The sequence below is a fragment of the Enterobacter cloacae complex sp. 402C9 genome, assembly GCF_050030745.1.
Classification (GTDB): domain Bacteria; phylum Pseudomonadota; class Gammaproteobacteria; order Enterobacterales; family Enterobacteriaceae; genus Enterobacter; species Enterobacter intestinihominis.
On the sequence record NZ_JBLGUW010000001.1, the window covers coordinates 945,555 to 962,740 of the forward strand.

20 protein-coding genes and 1 pseudogene are annotated in these 17,186 nt (G+C 47.9%); 5 read left to right on the top strand and 16 right to left on the bottom strand.

Annotated elements, in window-relative coordinates:
* Positions 1 to 22 precede the first annotated feature (22 nt).
* Together ACQG1K_RS04480 and ACQG1K_RS04485 are read left to right on the top strand one after the other, a co-directional pair.
* Positions 23 to 151 (top strand): hypothetical protein, encoded by a 129-nt coding sequence (locus tag ACQG1K_RS04480; RefSeq protein ID WP_257394210.1) that lies wholly within the window; start codon positions 23 to 25, stop codon positions 149 to 151.
* 58 nt (positions 152 to 209) lie between these two features.
* The gene (locus ACQG1K_RS04485) at positions 210 to 488 is read left to right on the top strand and encodes a hypothetical protein (protein WP_033801635.1); all 279 of its coding nucleotides are present in this window, start codon (positions 210 to 212) and stop codon (positions 486 to 488) included.
* A 36-nt stretch (positions 489 to 524) separates the two neighbouring features.
* On the opposite strand, the gene ACQG1K_RS04490 is transcribed toward ACQG1K_RS04485, so the two are convergent.
* The 7 genes and pseudogenes from ACQG1K_RS04490 to ACQG1K_RS04520 form a co-directional block, all read right to left on the bottom strand.
* Positions 525 to 1,739 (bottom strand): DUF6538 domain-containing protein, encoded by a 1,215-nt coding sequence (locus ACQG1K_RS04490; protein WP_367076070.1) that lies wholly within the window; start codon positions 1,737 to 1,739, stop codon positions 525 to 527.
* Between the two features lie 690 nt (positions 1,740 to 2,429).
* A complete protein-coding gene (locus tag ACQG1K_RS04495; RefSeq protein ID WP_170233064.1) occupies positions 2,430 to 2,771 on the bottom strand; it encodes a hypothetical protein in 342 nt (113 codons plus the stop codon).
* Positions 2,772 to 2,784: 13 nt separating this feature from the next.
* Complete coding sequence (locus ACQG1K_RS04500) at positions 2,785 to 3,141, bottom strand: hypothetical protein (RefSeq protein WP_154850578.1); 357 nt, start codon at positions 3,139 to 3,141, stop codon at positions 2,785 to 2,787.
* A 1,386-nt stretch (positions 3,142 to 4,527) separates the two neighbouring features.
* Positions 4,528 to 4,808, bottom strand: a pseudogene (locus ACQG1K_RS04505) (LysR family transcriptional regulator); the annotation flags it as partial.
* Between the two features lie 12 nt (positions 4,809 to 4,820).
* Positions 4,821 to 5,222 carry a helix-turn-helix domain-containing protein gene (locus ACQG1K_RS04510; RefSeq protein ID WP_241512031.1) on the bottom strand — a complete coding sequence of 134 codons (402 nt, stop codon included), beginning with the start codon at positions 5,220 to 5,222 and terminating at the stop codon, positions 4,821 to 4,823.
* Positions 5,223 to 5,277: 55 nt separating this feature from the next.
* On the bottom strand, positions 5,278 to 5,529 hold the full coding sequence (locus tag ACQG1K_RS04515) for a DUF1471 domain-containing protein (protein ID WP_154850576.1): 252 nt from the start codon (positions 5,527 to 5,529) through the stop codon (positions 5,278 to 5,280).
* A gap of 125 nt (positions 5,530 to 5,654) precedes the next feature.
* A complete protein-coding gene (locus ACQG1K_RS04520; protein WP_063146715.1) occupies positions 5,655 to 6,446 on the bottom strand; it encodes an SDR family oxidoreductase in 792 nt (263 codons plus the stop codon).
* A 148-nt stretch (positions 6,447 to 6,594) separates the two neighbouring features.
* Here ACQG1K_RS04520 and ACQG1K_RS04525 point away from each other — a divergent pair, with 148 nt between their 5' ends.
* Positions 6,595 to 7,488, top strand: coding sequence for a LysR family transcriptional regulator (locus ACQG1K_RS04525; RefSeq protein ID WP_063149364.1), 894 nt, complete (start codon positions 6,595 to 6,597; stop codon positions 7,486 to 7,488).
* A 34-nt stretch (positions 7,489 to 7,522) separates the two neighbouring features.
* On the opposite strand, the gene ACQG1K_RS04530 is transcribed toward ACQG1K_RS04525, so the two are convergent.
* Together ACQG1K_RS04530 and ACQG1K_RS04535 are read right to left on the bottom strand one after the other, a co-directional pair.
* Positions 7,523 to 8,512, bottom strand: a complete 990-nt coding sequence (locus tag ACQG1K_RS04530) for an aldo/keto reductase (RefSeq protein WP_063149365.1) — start codon at positions 8,510 to 8,512, stop codon at positions 7,523 to 7,525.
* Positions 8,513 to 8,538: 26 nt separating this feature from the next.
* Positions 8,539 to 9,390, bottom strand: coding sequence for an aldo/keto reductase (locus ACQG1K_RS04535; protein WP_063149366.1), 852 nt, complete (start codon positions 9,388 to 9,390; stop codon positions 8,539 to 8,541).
* 268 nt (positions 9,391 to 9,658) lie between these two features.
* On the opposite strand from ACQG1K_RS04535, the gene ACQG1K_RS04540 reads away from it, so the two are divergent.
* Entirely contained in the window at positions 9,659 to 9,946 is a 288-nt protein-coding gene (locus ACQG1K_RS04540) for a hypothetical protein (protein ID WP_426720932.1), read from the top strand.
* Positions 9,946 to 10,839, top strand: coding sequence for a nucleotide-binding protein (locus ACQG1K_RS04545; RefSeq protein WP_367076066.1), 894 nt, complete (start codon positions 9,946 to 9,948; stop codon positions 10,837 to 10,839). The genes ACQG1K_RS04540 and ACQG1K_RS04545 overlap by 1 nt, the downstream gene beginning before the upstream one ends.
* Positions 10,840 to 10,965: 126 nt before the next feature.
* Here the strand turns inward: ACQG1K_RS04545 and ACQG1K_RS04550 are convergent, their stop codons facing one another.
* The 7 genes from ACQG1K_RS04550 to ACQG1K_RS04580 all read right to left on the bottom strand — a co-directional run bounded on the left by ACQG1K_RS04550 (position 10,966) and on the right by ACQG1K_RS04580 (position 17,179).
* Positions 10,966 to 11,796 carry a hypothetical protein gene (locus ACQG1K_RS04550; protein ID WP_154850574.1) on the bottom strand — a complete coding sequence of 277 codons (831 nt, stop codon included), beginning with the start codon at positions 11,794 to 11,796 and terminating at the stop codon, positions 10,966 to 10,968.
* A 265-nt stretch (positions 11,797 to 12,061) separates the two neighbouring features.
* Entirely contained in the window at positions 12,062 to 13,126 is a 1,065-nt protein-coding gene (locus ACQG1K_RS04555; RefSeq protein ID WP_063149369.1) for an alpha/beta hydrolase, read from the bottom strand.
* Between the two features lie 23 nt (positions 13,127 to 13,149).
* Positions 13,150 to 13,734, bottom strand: a complete 585-nt coding sequence (locus tag ACQG1K_RS04560) for a flavodoxin (RefSeq protein WP_063149370.1) — start codon at positions 13,732 to 13,734, stop codon at positions 13,150 to 13,152.
* 9 nt (positions 13,735 to 13,743) lie between these two features.
* Complete coding sequence (locus ACQG1K_RS04565; RefSeq protein ID WP_063149371.1) at positions 13,744 to 14,505, bottom strand: carboxymuconolactone decarboxylase family protein; 762 nt, start codon at positions 14,503 to 14,505, stop codon at positions 13,744 to 13,746.
* On the bottom strand, positions 14,483 to 14,962 hold the full coding sequence (locus ACQG1K_RS04570; RefSeq protein WP_063149372.1) for a (R)-mandelonitrile lyase: 480 nt from the start codon (positions 14,960 to 14,962) through the stop codon (positions 14,483 to 14,485). The genes ACQG1K_RS04565 and ACQG1K_RS04570 overlap by 23 nt, the downstream gene beginning before the upstream one ends.
* Positions 14,963 to 15,026: 64 nt before the next feature.
* Positions 15,027 to 16,484, bottom strand: a complete 1,458-nt coding sequence (locus ACQG1K_RS04575; RefSeq protein WP_063149373.1) for a heavy metal sensor histidine kinase — start codon at positions 16,482 to 16,484, stop codon at positions 15,027 to 15,029.
* Positions 16,485 to 16,498: 14 nt separating this feature from the next.
* The gene (locus tag ACQG1K_RS04580) at positions 16,499 to 17,179 is read right to left on the bottom strand and encodes a heavy metal response regulator transcription factor (RefSeq protein WP_063216386.1); all 681 of its coding nucleotides are present in this window, start codon (positions 17,177 to 17,179) and stop codon (positions 16,499 to 16,501) included.
* Positions 17,180 to 17,186: the final 7 nt, after the last annotated feature.

Sequence of the window (17,186 nt, forward strand, 5' to 3'; positions counted from 1 at the left end):
TATCTCCAAGATGAGGTGTTTTATGGCTAAGAAAACAGTAGTTCGTTCTGCGATAACTGGTCAGTTTGTTAAGCCCATTGAAGCTAAAAGACATCCTGACACTACGGTAACTGAAACTATCAAAATCCCTACCAAGAAAGCTAAGAAATAAAAACATCTCAAAGCGCCTATAGCGGCGCTTATTCTTTTGAATCTCTGGAGAGAATAAAATGGCTAACAATCTTTTTGTAACCTATGACTTGATTAAAACTAAAAACTATCCAGCAGTTTACGAAGCTATTAAATCATTGGGCGTAGCAGTCAAAGTTACAGAATCAAATTGGTATGTTAATTCACATTACAATTCTGAACAGGCAGCGCAAATAGTTCACAAAGCGATGGATAGTGATGATAAATTGATAGTTGTAGATGCAACAAATAATTATGCATATTGGTATAATATTTCATCTGAAACATCGCAATATATGCAAAGTGTATGGTATAAATAACATAGAGGGGGATTTCCCCCTCACATTTAAGGTATTTTAATATTTGATTAATTCGATATATTCTTTTAGTTCCTTCACTATTCGCTCAGGAACGGATTTCGAATACGTCTTGAAAGATTCAGTTTCTCCAAATGAGTGGCCCGCGAGCAAGGCAATACGAGATTCATCCACTCCGGCGGCGTTTAGCTTACTGATCACGGCATGGCGGTACGAGTGAAACACCTTGTTTTTCTGCCCTGGGAGAATATCGCGTTTAAGCCGTCCAAAGCGGTTTACGTGCCATGAGGAGCGCTTGCCGTCCTCTCTCTTGGTCACACTTGCACGGTAAAATAAAAAGCCGTTGTGCGGCTTCTGGCAGCGTTCCAGGACCATTGTTTTAATCGCACTATGGCATGGGATTAGCCTGGAAGCGTTAGCTGTCTTTCCTTCCAATACCTCGAAACATAACACCCCCTCAACTTCACGAATATTGTCAGATTTCAAACTGGCTATTTCATTGATGCGCATTCCGCTATAAGCGGCTATGGCGCTCACATCCCTTAATTCGTCCTCGCTTAACTTGTTAAACGTGCTAATGAGCTTCGTAATTTCTTCGTCCGTGAATGCCTCGTAACTCTGGCGGCTCTGCGCTGTGTTGAGTTTATGCCCTCTGAACACGTTACTTTCCAGCGGTGGGGCGTCCTGGTATCGGGAAGAGGCAAGATCGAGAATGTTTGCCATTGCTGATAGGTAGTTAGCCACTGTCTGGACTGCCTTTGTCTCTCTGAGATGATCAAGCCAGCCTGTAACGGTAGTACGGTTGATATCGTTTAGCTCCACATCCTTCTTTCGTAGGTAATTCAGGAATAGTTCAACGGCTTTCTTGGTCTTGCTTAATGTTCCCATTTTCAGGCGATCAGCGTTATGCGTGAGGTAAATCTCTAACATCTTATTCAGAGAGGGGCATTGGTAGATAATCGGCGCTGATGCTTTCGGGGCAGCTTTCGCGTACTTAGCAACGCTCTTTAGATAGCTGATCGTGTCCTGCAAGCTGTCCGGTTTTGGCGGCTCTGCAATTTGCCTGATGTGGTGAAATTCATCGGCTATAACATCACGCTTCCTACGAGCCACACGAAGATCGGAAGTGTTCAGACTACGGACGAGAGTTTTTCTTCCACCAAATGCACTACGGAGCCATACAGGAATTGAGATCCTGACGTAATAAACTCCGTAACTATCGGAAATGATGTATTGATCCGGCTTGTATTTCATTTTCCACCCCGTTAAAGTTGAGGGGCGTTTATCATGTGCATGGTGAATGCCAGATTATCAGTGTGCGTAAAAATCGTTAAATCAGGTAGTTGCGAAGGTCGTAGAAGAAGACCCGAACACAAGATTTATCGCGTGTTACACTCCTATTATCGGCACTCACACAACAAAATCCTTTAAAAACAACAATTTAAGACGATTGCCGTTCTCAAGGTACAATCTTTTTTTAAGGGATTCTATGACCAACAGTTGCCGCTAAGGTTAACAGTGGCTACTCAGGGATGTTAGCACGTAGCGGCCTGTAGTTGTAAAGCTCGAACAGGTACAAAGCGTGAACAGTCCCCACGAACCGCTATCAACTCGAAGCTGATGACGCTGCCAACGTCTCTAAATCCTCCCGAAACAGATTGATCACACGCATTGAAGCCCGATGTGTGGCCGTATGAGCCACGTAAACAGATAAACGTACCTGCACACGACATGCAGGCTCTGCCAGCGCTTCGCTCACGCTCCGAAAGGTACACAAGCATCCTGATAAGGTGTGATCCCTCTGACAATCTGATTTGGTCACTGGTGACTTTCGCAAAGCGAAACCAACTAGGTTGGCCTGATGCAGTCGCTACGCTCCGCTTGTTGCTTGTACCATTAATGGGGCTTTATGGCTGCTATTGTCTAAAATTGCTAATAAAGACCTTAATACGGCTTATAGCTATCAACTTGAAAGACATCTCTTTTTTCGGTCTTTGGATCAACCTCAATGATTGCCCTCATTCCAGTATCAATCCAGAGCTTAGTCACAACATATAAATCTTTCGTGCAACTAAAACCGTCTGCGTTGTAGGCATTCCCTTCCTGATCAATGCCTTTGGATGAACTTTTAAAGGCACATTTTATTTGCTTGTCGAGCCGAGAGTAAGTCACTTGACCTGCATAGTATGTCAAAGACCTGCCACCATCTTTCGTTACGACTTTATATCCGTTAGCAAAAGCGAGACTAGGGAGAAGGCACAGTACAGCCAATACTATATTTTTCATTCTCTGACTTACCTCATTTCTTCTCACAGTTGCGCATCTTATAGAAGAACCCTGTATTTGCATCTTCCACAATGAACCTATCGCCAAAGGTTGGACGGCGAATGAAGGTCACGCCACCTTTTTCAGCTTTTTGTTTCAATCCATCATCAATACTTTCTAAATCTGGGGAATACAACTGATCACCATTGGGCATTTGGACAATGAAGTTGCTTTCATTATCAAGAACAGTCGAGGCTTTCGACAGAATTTTGGTAGCGGTGTCCTGGCTGGATATGCGAATGTCACAAATATATTTTCCAGGCCCCTGATCTTCTTCTGCGAGTACAGGTAAGGAGAATAACGAAAGCGCGATTATGAGAGCTTTTTTCATGGGAGGTCTTAGGATGTTAACAAAAGTAACATTTTACAGAGGGAATGGATAAGAGCAAATAAGGCGTTATGAATGGGGGAGATCTCAAACCGAAAAAGTCAATCTTACAAAAACTTGGGGCGGTCTATTCCGTAAAAAGGAAGGGGCATGAAGCCCCTTCGTCAACATTAACCAGCGTGACGGTAAGATTCACGCACACCATCACGATAACCATCAGCGAACGCTGCTTGAGGACTTTTGTGGCGAACGGTTCCCGCTTGGCTATCAGGTAAGGCGGCTAAGTCTACCCAAACTTGCCCTGTGCGAGCCAAGCCTGCACGGTAACCCTGATCGTAAGCGCAGCCGCAACATTTATGGCGACCTTCACCACCTTGATCGTGAGGTAAGCTGATGAAAAGAGTATTGTAACGGTGTGACAGCTTACAAATGGTCATGCAATGCTCCTTATGAGCGTCATTTTATGGTTTACATGATCCTCTTTGCCTGGCACAATCAAGCCGTCAGAAATGAAGGCAAGGCTAAGATTCATACGGGTTTGGCGACTCGTATTGGTCATGCTTTGTAAGCCGGGTTCATGCAAATGAATCCGGTTTTTTTACGCCTAAAATTCAGGCGCAGCACTACATATGGGGGGCGTAAATCAACGTCGGCCCCACATAGTCGATATTTTAGAGATGATTCTTTTATGCACAAGGGTTGATTTTGAAGTTAAGTTAAGGCTGTGAAAGGGTAAAAAGGCATAACCCCATATCCCGTAAGGCCTGGACGACATGTCAATAATTAAGAAAAAAAATTCAAAATTTAATCGAGTGCTGATTTCTTCAACATGATTTAGGGTATGCGGATTCATGTTACTGGTAACTTTGAGAAAAACACACGATTGAGTATTCGTCTCTGGTGCTTAAAATAATCAGGCACGGAACTGTTGGTGATCTGTTAGACCGCCAGCCCAGACCCTCCGTAAAAAACCAGAATGTTCACCAAATATCCTACAGCCGACACTCCCAGCAATGCACTTCACCACTTAATCCCAAAGGCCATCACAACATGGAAGATTTGCCACAACAGAGCTTTTTAATGTTCATTTTTTGTTCTATTTAACTATTCTGGGTTTGAGGAATATACATAATTTGACGCATCACAAAAATTAGCGTAACCAGTTGTTTTAAAATTATATTTTTAAAAGTTAAATTCTAATTTACAGTTATGAACTAAGTTTCGGTTCATAACTGTGTTGAAAGGTGTCCATAAATCACCCTCAGTTGCGTCCATTAGTTCATGAACTAAACATTTTAATTTTGTGATTTAGATCAGGTTTTAGGGTTCAGTAATATTAATTTATATTCGATGTGCGATTGCATAGTACCTTTCCGACAACAGGTGCAGCGGTAAATGCATTTGGCTAGCCCCGCACAATACGGCCACAAAACCCGTTTCAAGCTGATTGACCGTCACTGAGTCAGGCATAGTGATTGATACGATTCGCCGTTTCTTTAGCGTTCCCAGCAATAACTACGATCTTCGCTGAGACGGTTGCTTATCCAGCAATTGTGAAATAAATCATCTGAATGTTCAGTTGTTCCGTAGCGTTCCGGGTAGTCGGGAGATGAGGCGATAACTCAGCGTACATCTGGTGATAATCGCCGGGCAACTATATCTTCCTTGACGGCGGATATCGCTCACATCGGACCTTCAGCTTTGTTGGCTCTTCCGCTTTGTGCCATGAATCGACTGCAAAGGTACATGTTTCTTATCCTTTCGGTGTTTCGATATTTTAATGGTGGCAATTTGTATTTTTTAGAGAACACCCGAGTGAAAGTCTGTTGTGAATCAAATCCATATTTATAGGCTATGTTTATCACTGGTTCATTAGTTTCAATAAAACCTTTCGCCGCAAGTCTGAACTTTTTATCTTTAATATACTTTCCAAGGCTAACTTCTTTTACCTGCACAAAAATCCGCTGAAGATGCCACCTGGAGTAACCTGCCCGCGCAGCAACATCCTCTATCTTCAGCGGCTTGTGTAAGTTTGAATCAATCCATTGAGTTATCTCATCGATGATGCCTTCTGTTCTGAACATAAATCGACGCTCACTTTAAGAGGGCTGTGACACATCCTGTTCGCGATGCTAATGATTATTTATAGATTTCAGCAACCCCGTGCAGCCGGTTATTCCCTGTGGTTGACAGAATTTTGAATGATGTTGCTCCTTGCTCATCAGCTTTACGAGAGAGCGCATTCGATAAATCCTCAAGCGTATAGGCATTGCTGGCTGAGACTACACCGAGCTTTTCTTTCCCATCTGCATGGTTAATTTCCTGAGCAGCAGATGCGGCATTCACTGTAATAAATCCCATGACCAATGAAGTAATAAGTAGTGATTTCATATCTAATACCTCTTTTAAAATTTATGTTTGAAACTGGACTCGTATCAGGGGAACTCGCCCACCTATGTGCATTCAAATATACAGACCTAAGCTGTCATGAGACTGACCGCTATATGACAAAATTGTCAGGGTTGTCGATTGGTTAGTTTTTTTGAATACAAATTCAGCTCGTTAATAATGCAGTCAGGTTCTTCACGCAGAGGCATATTGTCTATGTCCAGAACCCCATCATTTTTTTGTGGATCATCAGCCTGCAGGTCTGCAAACAGTGGGGTAAGATCCTGCTGTGCTTCACCTCGTTCAGCCACCAGCTCGAACGTTTTATTTTTTGCCTCGTCGTGGGTCAGGGCACTGACCAGAACCTGGGCGATTTGCTCCCGGGATATCACACCATCTTCCGGTGTTCCCGTATGGCGACGATCCCCCTGAAGCATAACGATTCGGTGTTCATCATCATTGTTGTAATCAAACCAGCCGGGCCTGACGATGGTATAGGGGTGACCAGTGGCCCTGACCAGACGCTCGGCACGTCTTTTCCAGTCATGAACCTCAGTGCGTTGATTCCAGGTGCTGAGTCGTTCAGTCACGCCAATCGTGGTCATCAGGCTGATACGAACAGATACATCCCTGAATATTCGTAAAATATTGCGCACTCCGCCATAATCTATCGCCCTGGCACCAATACGACCCTGACCATCGGAACCGAGAGTGAAGATGATGGCATCGATATCTTTCGGTAATTCGGTGAGTGTTTCAGGCAATGAAACATCGCCGTAAAAAATATCTGTTCCCCGAGGAAGCGATTTCACTTTGCGCTTATTTCGGATCAGCGCTACAGGCTGATGGCCCATTTTGATAGCGGTATTGACGACATGAAGGCCAATACTTCCTGTCGCCCCTGCAACGAGTATTTTCATGATAAACCTACTGATAATTCAGACTTATTTTCGATACGGTCAGAATATCAATTATCATTAATGTCAGTAATGGGGCTAAAATGATTGTGTCTATGAACACCCTTCATGAGTGTGCGATGAAGGGAATGCCTCCATAAGGAAATCGCCGATGCTCAAAGAAAATTTCAACGAACTGCAAATCTTTCTTGTGGTGGCGAGGGAGCGAAGTTTTACCAAAGCAGCGGGCAAACTGGGCGTTTCTCAGTCTGCACTCAGCCACGCGATGAAGGCCCTGGAGGAAAGGCTAAATATCCGCCTCTTGACCCGCACGACCCGAAGCGTTGCCCCTACGGAAGCCGGTGAGAGAATTATTGCCTGCCTTGAACCCCGTATTGCCGATCTTGAGCAGGAGCTGGAATCGTTGGTTCAGATGAACGGCACCGCCTCTGGCAATATTCGTTTATCAGCCGGGGAGCATGCCGCGCGAAGTCTGGTATGGCCGAAGCTAAAACCCTTCCTCAGGGAATATCCGGAAATTAATCTCGAACTGGTGGTTGATAACGGCTTTGTCGATATTGTTGAGGGGCGTTTTGATGCCGGGATCCGCTTGGGCGAAAGCGTGGATAAGGACATGATTGCGGTAAGAATTGGGCCGGACATGAGAATGGCCGTAGTGGGAGCACCGTCTTATTTCGCTGCAAATCCTGCACCTGAAACGCCGCACGAACTACAAAATCACCGGTGCATCAATATGCGCCTGCCGACAGCCGGTGGACTTTACCACTGGGAGTTTGAGAAGGAAGGGAAACCGTTGCGGGTCAGAGTGGAGGGGCAGGTAACCTTTAATCTGCAGGCGGAAAGGATTGATGCGGTGTTATCCGGTTTTGGCATCGCCTGCATACCTGAAGACAGGGTGCAGGATTATATAAAGTCAGGAGAGCTTATTCAGGTTTTGCAGGAGTGGTGCCCATCTTTTCCCGGATATTACCTCTACTACCCGAGCCGCAAGCAGCATCCGCCTGCTTTTGCGCTGATGATCGATGCACTTCGCTACCAGGAATAACGGGTCCGCCAATTGCAGCGGACCCGTCCGGGTATTAACGGCCTACGCGAGCCTGGTGCTCAGGAGAGTAACGTTCGCCGACGATTTTAATCGTTTCAAGCGCCTGGGTTATCTGTCGCGAGTCATCCTGAGAAAGGATGATGTCGGCGGCCCCCAAGTTTTCCTCCAGCCGGTGCAGTTTCGTAGTTCCAGGGATAGGAACAATCCACGGCTTTTGTGCCAGCAGCCATGCCAGCGCAATTTGCGCAGACGTCACGCCTTTCTCTGCCGCCAGTTCACCCAGCAATAAGACCAGCTTTTCATTGGCTTCAATCGCCTGCCCGGCGAAACGCGGCACGGTGCTGCGGTAATCATCCTTGCCAAAAGTGGTTCCTGGCTTAATCGATCCCGTCAGGAATCCTTTGCCTAATGGGCTGAAGGGTACAAAACCAATACCCAGTTCCTCCAGTAACGGCAGGATCTCCTGCTCAGGCTCGCGCCACCACATTGAGTATTCGCTTTGTAGGGCCGTGACAGGTTGTACGGCATGCGCACGACGAATGGTTTGCGCACCCGCTTCGGACAGACCGAAATGTTTAACTTTGCCTTCAGCTATCAGGTCTTTTACCGTACCCGCAACATCTTCAATCGGGACATCCGGATCGACACGGTGTTGATACAGCAGGTCAATGACATCAGTCTTAAGACGGCGTAATGATCCTTCCACAGCTTCACGGATATGCTCCGGACGGCTGTTTAAAATCTGCTGCTTGTTGTCGTCGCCAAAAGTAAAACCAAACTTAGTGGCGATGACCACGCGGTCACGAAACGGTTTTAAGGCTTCGCCGACAACTTCTTCATTGAGGAAGGGGCCATATACTTCAGCGGTATCGAAGAAGGTGACGCCACGTTCAACCGCTGCGCGAATGAGCTCGATAGCCTGTCGGGTATCGGTCGCCGGGCCGTAGCCGTGGCTTAAGCCCATGCAACCGAGCCCAAGCGCGGAGACTTCGAGTCGGGATTTACCCAGATAACGTTTTTGCATTGAGTGAATACCTCTATTATCGCGACTTAAACATCAAGTTTGCGGCCGGTCAGCCATTCCACCATCGCCGGGTCGCGGTGAGAGAAGAAGGCGCTGGTTGCAGTGTCGAGGGCGGCAATCTGCAGCATATCTTCAGAGCTGAGTTCAAAATCGAGAATGTTGATGTTCTCTTCCATGCGTTCTTTGCGCACCGATTTCGCCAGCGAAACGATGCCTCGCTGGAAGATCCAGCGCAGCACAACCTGGCCCACGCTTTTGCCGTACTTCTGACCAATTGCCGTTAACACGGGGTGCTGGAACAGGCCATTTTTACCCTCAGCAAACGGTGCCCAGGCTTCCGGCTGAATGCCATGGCTTTGATTCCATGGAACGGCATGCAGCTGCTGGTTGAAGGGGTTAACTTCAATCTGGTTCACCGCAGGGGCAACCTTGTTGAAGGCGATAAGGTCGGCCAGTCGGTCAGGATGGAAATTGCTGACACCAATGGCGCGAATTTTGCCTGCCTGTTGCAGTTCTTCCATAGCACGCCATGCCCCATGGACATCGCCGTAAGGCTGGTGAATCAGATACAGGTCGACGTAATCAAGTTGCAGACGATTCAGGGAGCGTTCGAACTGGGCTTTAGCGCCTTCGTAATGGGTATCCTGTAGCCACAGTTTGGTTGTTACAAAGAGTTCGTTACGCGCGATACCGGTCTGTTTCAGTGCGTTTCCGACCTGGGTTTCATTCTGGTAAGACGCAGCGGTATCGATCAGGCGGTATCCCGTATCGATGGCGTCAATCACAGCTCTTTCACATTCAGCAGCATCTGTCATCTGGAAGACACCAAAGCCCAGCAAGGGCATTTCAATACCGTTGTTCAGTTTTACAGTTTGCATGACGTTATCCTTCAGCTGTTGTCCAGGAAAAGCATAACGCAAAGTGATTTATTCGATTAGGTGGGGTAATTAGCTAGGGTTTATTAGATGTGTTCATTAATTTTTAGGGCCAAGGATTGGCTTTGCGCCAGGAGGGGACTTCTAGCTGTTCTAGAAATTTCTCGTGTCGTGACCACATTTTGTCGACCACTCCAGTGTGAATAATTTTCCAGGCCGAGGTATAATCTTCAATGCCTCTAAATTATCAATAAAACAGTAGGTTGCAACCATGTTAAAAATTACCGGTTTAGACAAGCTACAAAAAGAGTTGAAAGTGGCCCAGTTGGCACTGAGTGAGTTGGATGGAAATTTAGGTACTGTGCATTTTGACCCACAAGATCCAGCCAGTATTGAAAATGCAATTCAAAAGATAAATCAAATAGTTGACGAACGAGTCTCTCAATACTCATCCAATTCGATTATTAGTCCATTGGCCGAGCAAATGAAGCAAGCATATCGTGAAAATTTAATCCAAAAAGCTACAAAGTTCAGAATTAAAAATAACGAGGAAAATTGATGTCAAAAGATATATTTGCAGATATTAATAATGCCGTTCTGGACCTACAGGCTTCACAGGCACAAACCTTTGAACGTCCTTTAAAAAAACTTGCTCAACTTCTGAAACATCCTGATCTTGAGCCTTATAATAAAGAATTAGTTGCAGATCTTGACTTAGAGAGTTTTCTTGAAAAGAGTGCACAATCTGCGAGATCAATGGTCGGAAGTGCAACTCTTGACTGGCCAGAAGATCCCAAAAAAGAGCTAGGCCTAACACTACTTTTAATCTGGAAATTAGGCGCCGATCCTAGCTATGCCGTCCACTTCAGTATTAATTTCTTTTATTCTGGTAAAAGAATCATCAGCAATATTCATGCGCTCACCGGTCAGTTAATCATCCCCTTTATTCGGGACTACAAAAACTACATTCAATCGAAGGGAATTCCCCAGGCCATGTTAACTCCCCCTCTATCTAAGAAAGTATTTATTGTTCATGGTCACGATGAGGGTTCCCGCGAAAAAGTGGCTCGCTTTCTGGAACGCCTTGGTCTGGAAGCAATTATATTGCATGAACAGGCTAATCGGGGTCGAACTGTTATTGAGAAAGTTATTGAATACGGCAACGTGGGATTTGCGGTTGTCCTACTTACCCCTGATGATGAAGGGGGTGTAAAAGGTGGTGCGCTTGAACCCAGAGCACGCCAAAATGTGCTTCTGGAGTTAGGTTTTTTTATTGGTCACCTTGGACGAGATAAAGTCTGCGCCCTTAAAAAAGGGGCAGTAGAAATACCCAGTGATTTCGCCGGTGTTGTTTGGGAACCGATGGATGATAATAATGGATGGAAGCAATCTCTTTCCCGAGAACTCGAGGCTGCTGGCCATGTAATCGACTGGAACAAAGTGATGCGTTAAAGCACCATATAATCGTTATAGGTGCTTACAGGAGGACTGACAGTTTCTGCAGCGAAGGCCATTTCATGGTAATATCGTTGTCAGTCCCTAGCGCCCAGGGGCTCGGAATGAAAAATGCAACTGAGCTCAAAGGTTCGAAGCTTTGCTGGGTTTCACTTTTCTAATTCGTCGCTGATTGAGCTTCAGTTTTCCATCTCCAAGAACATACCGTCCAGAATGTACCGCTAGCCAGAACTGTATTGTGATAATATGGTGGTTGATCAAAAGCTTGCATAGGCTTTTGCGTAATATTCCATTCCAGGGATAAGGCCCGAGCCCAGCACTGTAAAGGGAAAAATGTTTAAATTCTCCCAATCGCCAACGCCAATAAGACTTCATTTCGGTTTTCGCATGCTCAATGGCATTACAGTTCCATAACTCTCCCCAGCGTCGCACCCATTTGTCATTTAGCAACCAGTTATATGTTAGATGGGACCTTATTGAATCAAAGGGTTGCTGTTGTTGGCCCCCAGCTAACGTAATGACGCATTGAGTTAACTGCGTTTCGGTAATCGAAAAAAATATACCGCGCTCAGAAGCCTCCACAAGCTCCTGCCGAGGAATTTGATCTAAGTGAACAATCAGGACAGATTGGTCCAGATTTACCAAATCAATTTTCTGCTGGTAACGAATACCATGTCCAGACGCTTCAAAATAAAGTTTAATATTCTCTACCAGAATATCTTTTGCCCGAAAAGCTATACAGGATTTTACTGTTTCATGATCGGCAGAACTAGAAAGGCGCAACGAGTACTCTAGGTACTCGCCGAGTGGTTCCCAACGCGCTCCTAACCGAAGGCGACTAGCTTTGTACTCGTGAGATTTTTGATAGGTCTTTAGTAAACATAATCGAGTAATTTTATCCCACATCCACTTAAAAAGGCGTCCAGCTAAACTCCAAGGCATTGATAAGTTCATATATTTCTCCGTATTTTTGGCCCTATGCTTTCATCTTTCTACGAAGAAAAATAAAGATTTTACATATTTTTACTGTCCTTCACCTCTGGCTTACTCCCCGTTAATTAATACATCCGTGATGTTAGTAATAACTTCATTAGTTGTGTAAATAATTGCCAGGTTCCGCGCCTTGCTCACAGCAGACCGTCACGTTCCCATTTTATTTTTTTGATAAACTGATGTTTGTATTGAGCCTTCATGAATGAAGGCTCAATACTAGCTTTCCCTATTGCAGATCTTTTTCCTTCAAAAATTGACTAACCAAATCAGCAATCTGCACATTATTTAAATCAGAGAACGGGAAGTGGGTATTCCCTTTGATTCCCACTTCAGGTAGATGCGTCACCGTCACATCACCGCCATGCTTGTTCACCACGTCGCGCCACTCCCGAGCCATTGCAAGGCGTACGCGCCAGCTGTCCTGCGCGGGCATGGCGACAGGTTTATCCGGTATGTTATCGCCGTAAATAATCAGAATCGGGATTTTGGTCAGAGCCATAAACTGCTCCATCGGAACAGGCTCACCCTTCAGCGTGTCGAACGCGCTTGGCATAGGGGCAGGGAGTTCTTTTTCCGGGAAGACAAAGCTGCTGCCTGGCTCGAAGGCGACAATGGCTTTGACCTTGTCGTTTTTCATCGCCGTGTACCAGCCTGGTCCGCCACCCTGAGAGTGGGTGAAGAGGATAGCGGGGCCGGATTTATCCACGACGGCGGACATCGCATCAGAGATAACATTGATATCAAACGGCCCGGTACTTGGGGTCATCTGACGGAAATACTGATTCAGTGCTTCTTTGTCGTGAGAGAACTGAACGCCCTTAAAATACTCTGGCCACACGCCAACGCGGAACTGGTTGAACCACATCTGTTCATCCGGTTTAGGCGTAACAGTACCTTCTACAGTCGTACGTCCGGCGCTGCCCCGACGCGGCTGATCGACAAGATAGGTTGAGAACCCGCGACGCAGGAAGATGTTCTGGAACCCTTCGCGACCATCTGGAGTACTTTCCCAGGTACGGGAGAACTGACCTGCACCGTGCAGCATGACGATAGGGTATTTATGCGGATTTTCCGGAATTTGGTAGAACACTGAGGCATGATCGCCATGATAAGTTTGGCCAGCAGAATCCAGCGGCTTCTTCGCGTCAAACTTACCCGGGGCAGTGGTGATAGTTCCGCCAGCAGAAAAGCTTCCCTGTTCCTGAATGACCAGCGGCGCTGCGTATACCGACTGAGCCACCAGGCCACTCGCTATCATGCAGACGGACAGTGTTTTTAAAAGTGTCTTCAAGGGTATCTCCTCATATCAATGAATCAGCTGCGTATTGTCTCTAACCAACTTGTTACCGTTTCAGTGGTTCTTCGCTCCTGATCGCATTCAATGACCAGCGGTTTTTCCCGACGCGCAGTTGGGGCGAGACTGGCAAGGATGTCGTCGCTGTCTCCTTTACCGTAGCCACCGTGAGTAATAAAGGGGATGAGTAATTTGCCCGCAAGGTTGTGGCTGCTGAGAAATGCTTGCACTACAGGCGGCACGCTGGTCCCCCAGATCGGAAAGCCTAAATACACGGTCTCGTAGCGTGAGGTATCTGCAACGCTATTTTTTAATGCCGGTTTTACGCCTCGCTCACGCTCATTTTTCGCCTGTTCAACGGTCTGAAAATAGTCTTCCGGATAAGGCGTAGCTGGTTCGATTTCAAACAGATCGGTATTCAGGCAGCGGTGAATGACGCCCGCAATGACTCGTGTATTTCCGCTGCGGGAAAAGTACGCCACCAGAACACGGCTTTTACCCTGCACGTTTGCGGTTCCGGTCGCAGCTGAGGCAAAAGAAACGTTCGCCAGCGTCAGCCCGGCAAGTGCGGTGATTAACATTCTGCGGTTGGGATCATGCTCCATAATCCACTCCTAATTGTTTGCGAGCGCCTGCTGCAGCGCCTTTTCAGCTCGCGTTGCTGCATCACTTTCGCCATGTTCACGCAGAACCTGTGCCAGCTGGCGCAGCTGCGACACCGTCAGGCCGACCCGCATGCTTGCTCGCGTATGCGACAGCAGTTGTGATTCGACGCCCGGCGTGGCCGCTAATGCGCCAACCGTTGCCAGCTCGCGGCTTTGCCAGTCAAGGTTATCACGGGCGAAAATGTCGCCGAAAAGGTGCGTTTGCAGAAACTGGTTAATCACCGGGGCAAAATCAAACAGTGGGCCCTGGACGGGAGCGCCTGAGATTTTTGTCTGGTTTGCGGTACCGACACGGCGAAGCTCATCCCCGACAGGGATCGGGGCAACCGGTTCTTTACCCTCAACGTCTTTGATACCACGTTGTTTACGTGCTTCGACGACCTTCATCAGTTCACTAAGCGCATTCAGGCTACGGGGGAAGCCCGTATAGGCATAAAGCTGGACGAGAATCTCTTTGGTTTCGTTTATCGTGAGCCCTGCGTCAAGACCCTGATTCAGGGCTGCATTCAGCTTATCCATCTGGCTGCTGGCCATCGATGCCGCAATCAACGGGATGGCCTGTTGGCGGGCTGACAGCGTATCTGAAACCTTTTGTTCGTGGTTCATTTCTGAGGCTCCTTTATTGACGGGCGCAGCATGTGCCGCGAGACCAAAACCAAAGGTCAGCAGTACCGCTGCCGTTAATGCTTTAATGGGCGTGGTATTGTTCATCTGTCACTTTCTCCATCCAGTTAACGCTTTTGCCATCCACAATCCCGGTTATCGCCAGATGCGTCATCGCGCTGCCGGGGGCCGCGCCGTGCCAGTGTTTGACGCCCGCCGGGCAAGAGACTACATCTCCGGCGCGAATAACCTGCACCGGCTGGCCTTCTTGTTGGGTGAGCCCAACACCCGAGGTCACAATCAGCCGCTGACCTGCCGGATGCGTATGCCAGGCGGAACGAGTGCCGGGTTCAAACGTGACATAAGCCCCGGAAACAGGGATGTCATTATCCGGTTTGAAGAGAGGATCAACCCTGACACGACCGGTAAAGTTCTCGGCTGGCCCGAACACCGCGTTCTGACTTCCTGCTGGGGCGATATGGACAGCGGGATTTTGTTCCGCTGCCCAGGATGAAAATGTGTAGAAGGGCAGTAACAGCCCGAGGTAACGTAAATGTCCGATCATGCAAAGCGTCCTTATCAATGAAGAGGGGATTGCCTGCGATGATTTTATCGGGAGGGTAATGACGTCAGGCTGACGCCCCCCTGACAATTCTGTCAGCTAACCCCGGTCCCGGCTCAGTATCGGAATGAGCATTGCCCGCCGCTTTATCCGCTTGTAGCGCAAAGGTGAGGCCAAAAGTATTGATGCCTCCTTCACTACGGGCAAAGACATCTCCCCGGTGCATAATGGCGACGGCACGTACGATCGACAGGCCCAGTCCATGATGGGTATCACTCCTGGCCCGGGAGGTGTCAACGCGATAGAACCGCTCGAAAAGCCGGTGTAAGTGCTCTGGTGCTATTGGATCGCCCGGGTTTGACACTTCAACACAGGCTTGATGACCGGTTTCGCTTAACCGCACCGTAACCGTACTGTTGGAGGAGGAGTGTCTTGCGCTGTTTTCCAGTAAATTGGCCAGTGAACGGTGGAACAGTCGTCGGTCGATGTCCGCGGTGACGTCGCCCTGAACATCGAGAGAGAGCTGTTTTTCAGCAAAAGAGGGTTCCACATACTCCGCTGTTTTTAGGGTTTCTTCGCGCAGGGAGACTTGGGTAAGCTGGGATGCATGTTCACCCGCATGGGCATGGGAAAGGAACAGCATGTCGTTAACAATAGACGTCATGCGTTCAAGTTCTTCCAGATTGGAACCCAGTAACTCTTCCAGTTCATCATGTGAACGGCGGCGCGAAAGCCCCAGCTGCGTCTGGCCGATCAGGTTAGTCAGCGGAGTCCGGAGTTCATGCGCAACATCGGCATTAAAGCTTTCGAGCTGCCGCCAGGCGACCTCCTGCCGTTCCAGCACGCCATTAAAAGATGATGCTAACTGCTGTAATTCGTCAGGTAATGCTTCGGTATTCAGGCGCTGACCATGGTCCCCGGGAGCGAGTTGCCGAGCCTGTTTACTGAGCGCCCCAACGGGACGAAGACCGATCCTTGACACGACGTATCCCAGTAAGGCGACAATCACGACGCCCAGTGCGGTAATGATCAGCAATGTCCGCGTGAACGCATCGAGTGTGCCCATATACGGCGTGGAGTCGATGGCAACCACATAGCGCAGCTCAGGCCTTTCACCGTTGGCGGGGATCGTTTTCACTAACAGAAACAGCGAGCATGCACCTTCTGATGCACCTGGTACTTTATTAAAGCCTTCCTGTAAAGAAGACCACTGAACACCCACCGGTGGTGTTCCCCCCATGCTAAAGCGTGGGTTATCGCTTACTATCCAGTAGCGAACGCGCTCACCTTCAGAATTGGTTAATACGGTAAATTTATTGGCAAGCAGTGACCAGCCGTCAGCCGAGGTTCGTGCGGTGATCCACGGACTCATTAATGATTCCCGGAACAACAGCTCGTTGTGCATCTGCTTTTGCAAAGAGTCATGCAAAGAGCCTCTGAGCAGGATACCGATAACGGAAACAATCAGTAGCGCGGATAAGGCAAACATCAGCGCCAGGTGAACGGAGATGGAACGCTTAAGCATACATATCCCCTTCATTATTCTGACCGGACTTCGAGGACATACCCCATGCCACGAACGGTATGTAACAGCTTGATATCGAACGGCGCATCCACTTTGGCCCGAAGTCGTTTAATGGCCACTTCAACCACGTTGGCATCGCTGTCGAAATTCATGTCCCATATCTGCTCAGCTATCATCATTTTTGAAAGAATCTCTCCCTGATGCCGGGCCAGAAGGCTCAACAGGGAAAACTCTTTCGCGGTCAGCTCCAGCCGTGTTCCGGCACGAAATACGCGGCGAGCCAGCAGGTCGAGATGCAGATCGTGAATTTGCAGTTGGGTGATGTCCGCACCATCCGTAGAACGACGACGTACCAGTGCCTGTATACGCGCCACCAGCTCAATCAGCGAGAAGGGCTTGGGCAGATAATCATCCGCGCCAAGACGAAGCCCTTTAACGCGCTCGTCGACCGAGCCGCGAGCCGAAAGCATCAGCACAGGCGTCTGTTTTGCTGCTCGCACCCCCTCGAGTACCCGGTAGCCGTCCATCCCCGGTAGCATCACATCCAGTATTATCGCGTCGTAGTCGAACTCCAGCGCGTAATGAAGACCTTCAGCGCCATCTGCAGAGACATCAACCGTAAACCCGGACTCACCCAGCGCACGGGAGAGATAGGTTGACGTTTTTTCTTCATCTTCGACTAACAACAGGCGCATAACGGGA